12 protein-coding genes are annotated in these 11,549 nt (G+C 42.7%); 10 read left to right on the top strand and 2 right to left on the bottom strand.

Going from position 1 to position 11,549, the window contains the following annotated elements; genetic code table 11:
- Nucleotides 1–93 precede the first annotated feature (93 nt).
- From ACTQXY_RS04700 to ACTQXY_RS04690, 3 genes are read left to right on the top strand one after another with little or no spacing between them, the layout of a single operon-like run.
- Nucleotides 94–1,455, top strand: coding sequence for an MATE family efflux transporter (locus ACTQXY_RS04700; RefSeq protein WP_441658504.1), 1,362 nt, complete (start codon nt 94–96; stop codon nt 1,453–1,455).
- 56 nt (nt 1,456–1,511) lie between these two features.
- Nucleotides 1,512–1,679 (top strand): hypothetical protein, encoded by a 168-nt coding sequence (locus tag ACTQXY_RS04695; protein WP_022251013.1) that lies wholly within the window; start codon nt 1,512–1,514, stop codon nt 1,677–1,679.
- A 16-nt stretch (nt 1,680–1,695) separates the two neighbouring features.
- A complete protein-coding gene (locus ACTQXY_RS04690) occupies nt 1,696–2,349 on the top strand; it encodes an HAD-IA family hydrolase (protein ID WP_441658503.1) in 654 nt (217 codons plus the stop codon).
- Nucleotides 2,350–2,380: 31 nt separating this feature from the next.
- Here ACTQXY_RS04690 and ACTQXY_RS04685 read toward each other — a convergent pair whose 3' ends face one another.
- The gene (locus ACTQXY_RS04685) at nt 2,381–3,241 is read right to left on the bottom strand and encodes a class I SAM-dependent methyltransferase (RefSeq protein WP_441658499.1); all 861 of its coding nucleotides are present in this window, start codon (nt 3,239–3,241) and stop codon (nt 2,381–2,383) included.
- A 274-nt stretch (nt 3,242–3,515) separates the two neighbouring features.
- On the opposite strand from ACTQXY_RS04685, the gene yedF reads away from it, so the two are divergent.
- Genes yedF through ACTQXY_RS04650 form a run of 7 tightly spaced genes read left to right on the top strand, consistent with a single transcriptional unit; the run spans nt 3,516 to nt 10,834 of the window.
- Nucleotides 3,516–4,115, top strand: a complete 600-nt coding sequence (gene yedF, locus ACTQXY_RS04680) for a sulfurtransferase-like selenium metabolism protein YedF (RefSeq protein ID WP_441658498.1) — start codon at nt 3,516–3,518, stop codon at nt 4,113–4,115.
- Between the two features lie 30 nt (nt 4,116–4,145).
- A complete protein-coding gene (gene selD, locus ACTQXY_RS04675) occupies nt 4,146–5,186 on the top strand; it encodes a selenide, water dikinase SelD (protein ID WP_441658497.1) in 1,041 nt (346 codons plus the stop codon).
- Between the two features lie 13 nt (nt 5,187–5,199).
- Nucleotides 5,200–6,603 (top strand): L-seryl-tRNA(Sec) selenium transferase, encoded by a 1,404-nt coding sequence (gene selA, locus ACTQXY_RS04670; RefSeq protein WP_441658496.1) that lies wholly within the window; start codon nt 5,200–5,202, stop codon nt 6,601–6,603.
- Between the two features lie 2 nt (nt 6,604–6,605).
- On the top strand, nt 6,606–8,522 hold the full coding sequence (selB, locus tag ACTQXY_RS04665) for a selenocysteine-specific translation elongation factor (protein WP_441658495.1): 1,917 nt from the start codon (nt 6,606–6,608) through the stop codon (nt 8,520–8,522).
- Nucleotides 8,519–9,451 (top strand): selenium metabolism-associated LysR family transcriptional regulator, encoded by a 933-nt coding sequence (locus ACTQXY_RS04660; protein WP_441658494.1) that lies wholly within the window; start codon nt 8,519–8,521, stop codon nt 9,449–9,451. The genes selB and ACTQXY_RS04660 overlap by 4 nt, the downstream gene beginning before the upstream one ends.
- A gap of 2 nt (nt 9,452–9,453) precedes the next feature.
- Nucleotides 9,454–10,593 (top strand): aminotransferase class V-fold PLP-dependent enzyme, encoded by a 1,140-nt coding sequence (locus tag ACTQXY_RS04655; RefSeq protein WP_441658502.1) that lies wholly within the window; start codon nt 9,454–9,456, stop codon nt 10,591–10,593.
- Nucleotides 10,594–10,597: 4 nt separating this feature from the next.
- On the top strand, nt 10,598–10,834 hold the full coding sequence (locus ACTQXY_RS04650; protein WP_441658493.1) for a putative Se/S carrier-like protein: 237 nt from the start codon (nt 10,598–10,600) through the stop codon (nt 10,832–10,834).
- A gap of 30 nt (nt 10,835–10,864) precedes the next feature.
- Here ACTQXY_RS04650 and ACTQXY_RS04645 read toward each other — a convergent pair whose 3' ends face one another.
- Nucleotides 10,865–11,461, bottom strand: coding sequence for a TetR/AcrR family transcriptional regulator (locus ACTQXY_RS04645; protein WP_004613591.1), 597 nt, complete (start codon nt 11,459–11,461; stop codon nt 10,865–10,867).
- Nucleotides 11,462–11,549: the final 88 nt, after the last annotated feature.

Raw genomic sequence — 11,549 nt, 5'->3', positions numbered from 1 at the left:
GTATACCGAGTTCCCTACAAGAAGAATTATAAAGAAAAAATAAGCTCAGGGAAACATTTTCATTACGTTTTGTGCCTGAGCGAAGCGAAAGGAATGGATAAAACGATGAAAAACCCAATGGAATCCAAACCGGTATTTCCACTTTTGATGTCTATGGCAGTGCCGCCAATGGTGTCGATGCTGATCCAGTCTATGTACAATATTGTGGACAGCATATTTGTTGCGCGATTGGGTGAAGAAGCGCTGACGGCAGTTTCCCTTGCATATCCCTTGCAGAATCTTGTCTTGGCGGTTGCGGTAGGACTTGGAGTGGGGGCAAATGCAGGCATTGCAAGAAATTTGGGAGCCAAAAATCAAGACCGGGTAGACCGCATTGCTGCTCATACAATTTTCTTTACGGCGATTCATGCGATTATTTTTATACTGATTGGAATTTTTTTGACGAAGCCGTTCTTGCAGATGTTTACACAGAATGAAAACGTGCTGAGGTGGGGATGTGAATACTCATATATCGTCATCTGCCTTTCCTCCGGAAGTTTGTTCCATATTGCAATCGAAAAGATGTTTCAGTCCTGTGGGAATATGGTGATTCCGATGGCGATGCAGACACTTGGTGCGATTATCAATATTATTTTAGATCCGATCATGATATTCGGCTATTTCGGATTTCCGGCACTCGGGGTAAAAGGAGCGGCGATCGCAACAGTGATCGGGCAATTTGCAGCATGTATCTGTTCGGTGATTTTGTTTGTAGTCAGATGTAAAGAAATCAAGATCCGGTTCAAAGGATTTCGTTTGGATAAGACAATTGTAAGCCAGCTTTATGTCGTAGCGATTCCGTCCACGATTATGATGTCACTGCCATCTGTTTTGATTGGAATTTTAAATGGAATCCTTGCGGCAATCTCTCAGGCGGGAGTGGCAGTACTTGGAATTTATTTCAAACTGCAGTCGTTTGTATATATGCCTGGAAACGGAGTGATTCAGGGAATGCGTCCGATGATCAGCTACAGCTATGGAGCAAAACAATATGACCGTCTGAAGGAGACGATCAAAGTGAGTGTGCTGGTGTCGGGAGTCATTATGATTTTAGGGACGATGTTGTTTGTGCTGCTGCCGAGACCGATTCTGGAACTGTTCAAGGCAGGAGATGAGATGATGACAATGGGAGAAACGGCGCTTCGCATCATTGGAACCGGGTTTATTTTTTCGGCGGTCAGCACGGTGTTTGCGGGTGTGTTTGAGGCGCTTGGAAGAGGTGTGGAATCACTTGTGGTGTCTTTGCTGCGTCAATTGGTCATCATAGTGCCGGTATCACTTGTGTTAGTGCGATTTCTCGGTGTGACAGGAGTTTGGATATCGTTCCCGGTCGCAGAGATTATTGCGATGGTAATTTCGATTATTTTGTTGAGACGAACCTTGCATCGCCTTGTTGAAAGAAGTACAAATTCGTAGTAAAATAGTGGTATGAAGTTACGGGAGTGTTTATCGAAGCGAAGGGAGGCATTGATGTGAACGAAAACTTAATCCACAATTTGAAACATGTAAAAGAATGTCTTGTAAACAAGGAGATGGTCGGTGAAGACTGGGAGGAACGACAGGAAGTCCTCGCAAAATTAGAAGATGTAGTGACTTATCTGAATGATGCAACGGAGGAAAGTATTAATTTTGAAGAATAAAGGTGTTAGCGGCAGCATGGAGATGAAAGCATTCATATTTGATATGGATGGACTTATTTTTGATTCGGAGCGAGTAGTACAGCGCTCCTGGAATATTGTAGGGTGCGAGATGGGATATGGAAATATCGGAGAACATATCTATAATACACTCGGAATGAATGTGGTCAGCAGGAAAAATTATTTTTTGAAACATATCGACCCGAAGTTTCCACATGAGGAATTTACGGCAAGGACGAGAGTGGTATTCCGTGAGATTGTGGACAGAGAAGGTCTTGCAGTGAAGCCGGGAGCGAAAGAGCTGATTATGCTTGGAAAAGAAAAGGGATATCGTCTTGCTGTGGCGACATCCTCCAGAAGAGATTATGCTTCCAGACTTTTAAAAGAAGCAAAGGTGTATGACTATTTTGACGGATTTGTGTTTGGCGATATGGTGAGCCATTCTAAACCGGATCCGGAGATTTATGAGAAAGCTTGTGAGGCGATTGGAGTGTTGCCGCAGCAGAGCGTTGCATTTGAGGATGCGCCGGCGGGAATTCGTTCAGCGGCGGCAGCGGGACTTCGGGTCGTAGCAGTTCCAGACCTTGTGCAGCCGCCAAAAGAGTTGGAAGAGATGATCTGGATGAAACTTGATACACTGGAAGAGATGGTGGAATATATAAAAGAGGATTAAAAAAAGATTGCGTATGCAATCTTTTTTTATATTACTTCGATTCCCATCTCCCGGAGGCACCGCAAGGAAGTATAAGTCCGGTCTCGGTTACTGGAAGTCCGATTTCCTGTGAATCAACTGTTCCATTGAAGCGTTTCAATTCCGTTGCAAGCATATAAGTCAATACGGCAGGAGCGAGCCCTGTTGTGTAAGAGTTGATCAAGAAAAACAGCGGGTTGTCCGACAGAATCTGAGTACATAATTTGATCAGCGGATGAATGGCATCCTCAATCTTCCAGATCTCTCCTTTTGGTCCGCGTCCGTAGGACGGAGGATCCATAATAATCGCATCATAATGGTTACCGCGGCGAATCTCGCGCTCTACAAATTTGACACAGTCGTCAACAAGCCAGCGGATCGGAGCGTCTTTCAGTCCGGAAGAAACAGCGTTCTCCTTCGCCCATGTAACCATCCCCTTGGAGGCATCTACATGTGTAACCTGTGCACCTGCAGCCGCGGCTGCGAGTGTTGCGCCTCCTGTGTAGGCAAATAAATTTAATACTTTAATCGGGCGTCCTGCGTTTTTTATTTTTTCAGAAAACCAGTCCCAGTTCGTTGCCTGCTCCGGGAAAAGTCCGGTGTGCTTAAAACTAAATGGTTTTAAATTGAAAGTAAGGCTCTTATAATGAATCTGCCACTGCTGTGGCAAATCAAAAAATTCCCACTCGCCGCCACCTTTTTTACTGCGGTGATAATGACCATTCATAGTTCTCCAGCCTTTGTGAGCTTTGTTTGTATCCCATATTACCTGAGGGTCCGGTCTTACCAAAAGATAATCGCCCCAGCGCTCCAGCTTTTCTCCGTTGGAAGTGTCAATCACTTCATAATCTTTCCATCCATCTGCTATCCACATAATATTGTAATCCTTTCTATTAACAAAGAAATTTTTGTTTTAAAACTATCATCTCATATAATTTTCAATATTGCAATTGCTGAATATAGACTACGGTCTACAGTAATCCCAATTATACCAATAATTCCAAGGCTTGTATAGATTTATTAAATTAAAAAAATAAACAAAATTTTAACAAAATCAGTTTACCTTCTGTCGGTTTAGTGATAGAATATTTCTATAAGTGAAGAATGTAGGAAAGTTGACAAGAAAAAAAGAAAAGGTGGAGAGAACGATGTTAAAAGTAAATGCAATTGGAGATAACTGTCCGATTCCGGTAATTAAAACAAAAAAAGCAATGCAGGAAGTGAACGGCAAAGAGACGATAGAAGTGTTGGTTGACAATGAAATCGCAGTTCAGAATGTGACAAAGATGGCATCGAGTGCGGGAGCTAAAGTTACTTCTGAAAAAACAGCAGAAAAAGAATTTAAGATTACGATTCTTATGAATGGAGCAAATGAAAGTGAAGAAGAGACGGTCTCTGTGCCGGATCAGAGAGAAAATACGGTGATCGTAATCAATTCTGACCGTATGGGAAATGGAAATGATGAACTTGGAAAGGTGCTGATCAAAGGCTTTCTTTTTGCTGTCACACAGCTTGAAAAACTGCCAAAGACAATGCTGTTTTACAACGGTGGAGCCACACTCACTGCGGAAGGCTCGGATTCACTCGAAGATTTAAAGAGCCTTGAGGCACAGGGAGTAGAGATCTTAACTTGCGGAACCTGCCTGAACTATTATGGCCTCACTGAAAAGCTTCAGGTCGGAAGTGTGACCAATATGTACACAATCGTGGAAAAGATGGCAGAGGCAGACAAGATTATAAAGCCTTAACAAAAGAGGAAGAGAAGGAGAATACGATATATGAGTTATGATGTGAAACTGACACAGATGACAAAGACGGCGGGGTGAGCAGCAAAGATAGGTCCTGAGACCCTTGCCCAGGTTCTGGGTAAGCTGCCAAAATTCCAAGACGATAATTTGATCGTGGGAATCGAAACATCAGACGATGCTGCGATTTATAAAGTGACAGATGAGATTGCAATGATCCAGACGGTTGACTTCTTCACTCCGATTGTCGATGATCCGTATACGTTTGGTCAGATTGCAGCAGCAAATTCATTAAGTGATGTATATGCGATGGGAGGGGAACCGAAGATTGCATTGAACATTGTGGGATTTCCGAATTGTCTCGACCCTGAGATACTGGGGGAGATTCTCGCAGGAGGCGCGGATAAAGTAAAAGAAGCCGGTGCTGTTCTTGTGGGGGGACATTCGGTACAGGATGATGAACCGAAATACGGATTGTGCGTATCAGGGTTTGTACATCCAGATAAGATTTTTAAAAATTATGGAAGCAGACCGGGAGATGTACTGATCCTGACAAAGCAGATTGGAAGTGGTATTGTCAACACTGCAATCAAGGCAGAGATGGCATCTGAAGCGGCGATCAAAGAGGCGATTACAGTTATGTCATCTCTCAATAAGAAAGGGAAAGAAGTCGTTGAACATTATCCGGTGACAGCGTGTACGGATATTACAGGCTTTGGTTTGCTTGGACATTGTGTGGAGATGGCATCTGCAAGTGATGTGACATTTGAACTTCACGTAAAAGATATTGCATATTTGGAGGAAGCTGTTTCCTACGCAAAGATGGGACTAGTTCCTGCGGGGGCATATAAGAATCGGGAATATTCCGCAGAGATGGTCGATATGGAACGTGTAGAAGAACACTATATTGATCTTCTGTATGATCCGCAGACATCAGGAGGACTTCTGATCAGTGTGTCGCCGGAATATGTAGATGATATTATGAAAGCGTTTGAAGAAAAAAATATGGACACAAAGGTGTCGATTATAGGGAAAGTAGTAGAAAAAGGCGATAAATTGATTCGCTTATATTAGGAGAACAAGTAAGATGGATAAGAATCTTTTATACCGCAGCATACCAAAAGTGGACGTGTTGCTCGAAGATGAGAAAATAAAGCAAATGATAGAAGTTTACGGAAGGGATATTGTGATAGATGCCATTCGAGTGGAGATGGACAGACTCCGTAAGTTTATTGCAAAATGTGATTCAGAAGAGGAAGCACGAGAACAGGTTCAAAATTTGGCAGAGCAGATCAGGCTGCAGGCAGAGAAAATTTTTAATCCAAATATGAAAAAAATCATCAATGCGACAGGAACGATTCTGCACACGAATTTGGGACGTGCACCGATCAGTTTAAAGCATATGAAACATATTTCTGATATTGCGACAGGATATTCAAATCTCGAATATAATCTGGAAGCGGGAAGACGTGGAGAGCGGTATTCACATTTTGAAGAGCTGCTCTGCAAGGTAACCGGTGCGGAGGCGGCGATTGCGGTCAATAATAATGCCGCTGCAGTGATGCTTATTTTAAGTACGATGGCAAAGGGCGGAGAGGTGATTGTCTCAAGAGGAGAGCTTGTTGAAATCGGTGGAAAATTTCGGGTTCCGGATGTGATGGAGCAAAGCGGTGCGACACTTGTAGAAGTTGGAACAACCAATAAGACCCATTTCGCTGATTATGAAAATGCGATTACGGAGGAGACGACAGCACTTTTGAAAGTACACACAAGTAATTACCGAATCGTGGGATTTACCGAGTCGGTTGGAATTGATGAACTGGTTCCACTGGGGGAAAAGCATGACCTTCCGGTGATTGAAGATCTTGGAAGCGGTGTTCTGATTGATTTGAGTAAATACGGCATCACCTACGAACCGACCGTTCAGGATTCCATTCGAAATGGCGCCGATGTTGTGTGCTTCAGTGGAGACAAGCTTTTGGGCGGACCACAGGCAGGCATCATTGTCGGAAAGAAAAAATATATTGACAGGATGAAACAAAATCAACTGATGCGTGCGCTGCGAATTGACAAATTTACGGCATCTGCGTTGGAAGTCGTTCTGAAAGAATATTTGTCCGAAGAAAGAGCGGTACAAAATATACCGGTTCTTCAGATGATGACGAAACCATTTGGAGAGGTGAAAAAAGAGGCGCAGCGTCTGAGACGTCTGCTGAATACTCTTTCTTTACATGCGGAGATTGAACTGGAGGAGTGTCATTCACAAATCGGAGGAGGATCCTTGCCGCTTGAACGGATTCCGAGCATGGCAGTGACGATCAAGCCGCTTGGAATGTCGACAGTGGAGTTGGAAGAATATATGCGTTTTCTTCCTGTGCCGATTATCCCGAGGACGATGAATGATAAAATTTTCTTAGATGTCAGAACAATTGGGATACAGAATTTTGCATATTTTAAACAGTTACAGAAAATAGAAAGGCTTACGACCTGATTATGAAAAATATTATTATTGGAACAGCCGGTCATATTGACCACGGGAAAACAACTTTGATAAAAGCGCTCACCGGTCGAAATACAGACCGTTGGGAAGAGGAACAAAGAAGAGGGATCACGATCGATTTGGGATTCACATATTTTGATTTGAAAAACGGAGATCGTGTCGGAATTATCGATGTTCCTGGACATGAGCGGTTTATCAACAACATGGTTGCGGGAGTTGTCGGTATGGATCTTGTCATGCTTGTTGTTGCAGCAGATGAGGGAATCATGCCACAGACACGTGAACACATGGACATTTTAGGAGAGCTTGGAATCGAAAAGAGTATTCTTGTGTTGAATAAGTGTGATCTGGTCGAAGAAGATTGGCTGGAGCTTGTCAAAGAAGAGATTAAAGAAGAATTGGAAGGAACATTCCTTGAACAGGCGCCGATCGTGGAAGTGTCGGCAGCAACCGGACAGGGGATACCAGAGCTGATAGAGGTTATCGAGCGACTGACTGCGGAAGAAGTGGTAGAAAAAGATGTGAATACGATTCCGCGTCTGCCGATTGACCGTGTATTCAGCCTGTCAGGATTTGGAACGATCATTACCGGGACATTGCTTGCGGGAACGATTTCAAAAGAGGATAATCTGCAGGTATATCCGATTGGAAAAGAATGTAAGATACGAAATATTCAAGTGCATGGGCAGGATGTAGAGAAATGCTATGCGGGACAGCGTGTTGCAATCAATCTGTCGAATGTGAAAAAAAGTGAACTTCGGAGAGGGTGTGTACTTGCGCCGCCAAACAACATGAAAAATACGATGCTTTTAGACGTGAAACTAAGTGTTCTGCCGTCATCTATGCGTGTGTTGACGAACCATACAAGACTGCATTTGTTTACTGGTACAAGCGAGATTCTCTGCCGTGCGGTGCTGCTTGACAAAGAAGAGATTGGACCGGGAGAGAGCGGATTTGTACAGCTTCGACTGGAAGAGGAGATTGCGCTTCGCAGAGGGGACAAGTTTGTAGTGCGTTTTTATTCTCCGATGGAGACAATCGGGGGCGGAATTGTTTTAGAACCAAATCCGAAGAAAAAGAAACGATTTGACAAAGATGCGATTGAGGAATTGCAGAGAAAAGAATCCGGCTCTTCGGAAGATGTCATTGAACTGCACGTAAAGTCACATGAGGAGACGATGATCACTGTGACAGAGCTTGCGAAACTGACGGCGCTTTCGATGGAAGAGGTGACGGAAGATGTACAGTCTTTGGAACAGCAGGGCATTGTGAAAGTATTTCGTATGAAGAAGGATACATATGTGTGGCATACGATACATGAACAGAATATGCGTCACCGGCTGACGGAAGCGCTTTGCGGTTATCATGAAACATATCCGTATCGGTATGGAATGAAAAAAGCAGAGATCCATATGACTTATATGAAAAAGGTAAAATTAAACGTATTTGATTTGTATGTGGAGATGCTGTCAGAGGAAGGTGTTTTAAAACGTCATCAGGAATTTTTGCAGCTCCCGGAATTTGAAGTGCGAAAAGATGCGGTTTATGAAAAGGTATTGAAGACAGTTCAGAAACAATTTGAAAAGGCACAGTTTGATTTTCAAAGATTTTCAGAGATTTCTTTTGGGAATATAAAACGGGAAGAAGTAGAAGATATCATGCTGTTACTGATTGATGAGGATATTGTGGTGAAGATGACGGAGGATATTTACACCTTGAAAAGCATTATTGAGAAAGCGAAAGAAGTCATTCAGAACCGACTGAAAGAAAATCCGTTGATTACGATTGCAGAGGTTCGAGATCTCCTTGGGACAAGCAGAAAAAGTGCAAAACCAATCTTGGAATATATGGATAGTATCAAAGTGACAAAGAAGAATGGAACAGAGAGTGAAAGGGTAGCTTACGTATGAATTTAAAACAATTGGAGGCTTTTGTACATGTTGCGGAGGGGGAAAGCTTCTCAAAAGCGGCAAAGGAGCTGTTCTTGACACAGCCAACTGTCAGCGCTCACATAGCCGGTCTGGAGAAAGAATTGAATGCCAGATTGTTTGTAAGAAATACAAAAGAAGTAAAATTATCAGAAGAGGGAAAACTATTGTATGATTCTGCAAAACAGATTGTTGCGCTGCAGAAAAAAATTGAAAAGACATTTTTGGAGAATGAAAAGAAAGAAGAACACTGTATTACGATTGCGGCGTCTACGATACCGGCACAATATCTGCTTCCGGAGATTCTTGTGAAATTCAATGAGAAATATCCGAATGAGCAGTTCAAGGTCATTGAGACGGACAGTGCCAAAGTGGTGGAGAAAGTGTTGAATCATACAGTGGATATCGGCTTTACAGGGACGGTTATAGATAAGAAACATTGCAAATATGTTCCGTTTTATCAGGATGAGTTGATCATCATTGCTCCGAACAATGAGAAATTCCGGAAATTGCAGGAGACGTCCAGTGATACCGGATGGATTTTGCAGGAGCCGCTGATTATGAGAGAAGAGGGTTCCGGCACGCGAAAAGAAGCGGAAAAGCAATTGAAGAAAAGTGGAGTTGAGATTGGCAGACTCAATATTGTAGCGAGCATGGAGAATCAGGAAGCGATCAAAAAATCAGTGAGCAATGGAATGGGAGTGTCGATCATTTCCAGACTTGCGGCGGAAGAAGAAATTGCAGAAGGAGCAATTTTGGGATTTCCACTTACAAAAGAAGATGGAAAGAGAGACATCAACGTTGTGTATAACAGGAGTTTTCAGTTGTCTCATTTGTCGGAAAAATTTGTAAAGACAGTAAAAGAGATTTACAGGCAGAAGGCACAGTGTTTGCAGAAAGTGGGGGAATGAGAATGATCTATATGGATAACGCCGCAACGACAATGCGAAAACCAAAAGAAGTTGCTGAGGCAGTCATGCATGCAATGAATTCAATGGGGAATGCAGGGCGAGGTGCGAATGAAGCGTCTTTGAGCGCTGCGAGAGTAATCTATGATACAAGAGAATTACTCGCAGATTTCTTTGGCGCGGAAAATCCAAAACAGATTGTGTTTACAAGTAATTCTACAGAATCGCTCAATATTGCGATTAAAGGGATTTTGAATCCGAAGGATCATGCGATCACGACAATGCTGGAACATAATTCCGTCTTGCGTCCATTGTATGAGATGGAAGAGCGTGGAGTTGAATTGAGCATTGTGAAAAGCGACCGCAAAGGGAATATTTCTTATGAAGAGATAGAACATGAGATCCGTCAGAACACGAAAGCTATTATCTGTACACATGGATCGAATCTTACCGGAAATATGATAGATATCAAGAGAGTCGGAGAGATTGCAAAAAAGCAAGGGCTTCTTTTTGTTGTGGACGCTTCTCAGACGGCGGGAGTATACCCGATCGATGTGCAGGAGATGCATATTGATATCTTGTGCTTTACCGGGCATAAAAGTCTTCTTGGACCGCAGGGAACCGGAGGGATATATGTAAGAGAAGGCGTGAAAGTACGACCTTTGAAAACCGGCGGAAGCGGTGTGCAGACGTATCATAAAAAGCATCCGGCCGAGATGCCGACAGCGCTGGAAGCAGGAACATTGAACGGACATGGAATTGCAGGCCTGCATGCATCGCTTTCTTATCTGAAAACAGAAGGGATTGAAAAGATTCGTAAGCGAGAACTGGAACATATGTGGAAGTTTTATCATGGCGTGAAAAATATTCCTGGAGTGAAGGTGTACGGTGATTTTGATACAGAAAATCGTTGTCCGATTGTGACGCTGAATATTGGAGAATATGATTCTTCGGAAGTGAGTGACGAACTGCTTGTGACGTATGGAATCAGCACAAGACCTGGGGCGCATTGTGCGCCACTGATGCACGAGGCGTTAGGAACGGTAGAACAAGGTGCGGTCAGATTCAGTTTTTCCCATTATAATACAGAGGAAGAAGTGGAAACTGCAATCAGGGCGATAGAAGAATTGGCAGAGGAAGAATAGATTTATGAGAAAAAAAGAGTTAAAATTAATCGTGACATTTCATACAACCGCAGATGCGATGGCGATGGAAAAATGCTGTAAAGAGCATCAGGTTCCGGGAAGATTAATTCCGGTGCCGAGAGAGATTTCCGCAGGGTGCGGACTTTCCTGGTGTGCGGATCTAAAAGAGCGCGAAAAGGTGCAGGAGATAATGAAAAGAGTTGGAATTGAAGAAGAAGACATACACGAATGTATGGTGTAAAAGAAAGAATAGATTGTGCTTGTGCACAATCTATTCTTGTTCAAACCCGATTTTAAAGCGTTCTAAAACTGGCTGGAGCAGTTTCTGGCTGTATTCGGACAGTGAATACTTTCCTTTGCAAAGAACCCAGTCATAAATCAATGCCCGCTCAAACATAGCGTAAATCTTTACCAGTTCGCTTGTAGTGCTTGTAGAGGCAAACTCTCCTTTTTGAATCCCATCTTCTATAATCTCTGTAATCCATGTGTAATAGAATCGCTTTTTATCGAGCAGCGATTTTTTGTCTTTGGTGACCAGCTGCGAGGAGTAGAGTGATGCCAACAGATGGATATCTACACTCGTCTCTATCATATAAAATAATTCTTGATTTAAAAACATCAGTTTATCGTAAGAGGGAAGATTGGGGTCTATTACTCCGGCTAATTCTTCATATTTAGAATCAAATAGATTAGACAAAGAACTTAAAAGAGCATCTTTTCCTTTGAAATAGTGATAGAAAGTTCCCTTTGAAGTCTTGGATGCAGCGATGATGTCATCTACAGTAGTGGCATCGTATCCGTTTTTGTAAAATAGATTCCATGCGGCTTTGACGATGCGGCTTTTTGTAGATTGGCGTTTTCTTGGCATGTAATTTCACTTCCTTCTTAAAAATTAATATTGTTTCAAAATGACAAAATAAAAGCGGATTGAGATAATCCGCTTTTATCATTCTTGT

Origin of the sequence: Faecalimonas sp. LCP19S3_D12, assembly GCF_052121495.1 — a bacterium.
GTDB lineage: Bacteria > Bacillota > Clostridia > Lachnospirales > Lachnospiraceae > Faecalimonas.
This window is presented reverse-complemented; position numbering and strand designations above follow the sequence as displayed.

Excerpts from the sequence above, each read along its gene's own strand:
- ACTQXY_RS04700 (WP_441658504.1), top strand. The coding sequence starts at position 94 with ATGGATAAAACGATGAAAAACCCAATGGAATCCAAACCGGTATTTCCA.
- ACTQXY_RS04690 (WP_441658503.1), top strand. The coding sequence starts at position 1,696 with ATGGAGATGAAAGCATTCATATTTGATATGGATGGACTTATTTTTGAT.
- ACTQXY_RS04685 (WP_441658499.1), bottom strand. The coding sequence starts at position 3,241 with ATGTGGATAGCAGATGGATGGAAAGATTATGAAGTGATTGACACTTCC.
- yedF (WP_441658498.1), top strand. The coding sequence starts at position 3,516 with ATGTTAAAAGTAAATGCAATTGGAGATAACTGTCCGATTCCGGTAATT.
- selA (WP_441658496.1), top strand. The coding sequence starts at position 5,200 with ATGGATAAGAATCTTTTATACCGCAGCATACCAAAAGTGGACGTGTTG.
- selB (WP_441658495.1), top strand. The coding sequence starts at position 6,606 with ATGAAAAATATTATTATTGGAACAGCCGGTCATATTGACCACGGGAAA.
- ACTQXY_RS04660 (WP_441658494.1), top strand. The coding sequence starts at position 8,519 with ATGAATTTAAAACAATTGGAGGCTTTTGTACATGTTGCGGAGGGGGAA.
- ACTQXY_RS04655 (WP_441658502.1), top strand. The coding sequence starts at position 9,454 with ATGATCTATATGGATAACGCCGCAACGACAATGCGAAAACCAAAAGAA.
- ACTQXY_RS04650 (WP_441658493.1), top strand. The coding sequence starts at position 10,598 with ATGAGAAAAAAAGAGTTAAAATTAATCGTGACATTTCATACAACCGCA.
- ACTQXY_RS04645 (WP_004613591.1), bottom strand. The coding sequence starts at position 11,461 with ATGCCAAGAAAACGCCAATCTACAAAAAGCCGCATCGTCAAAGCCGCA.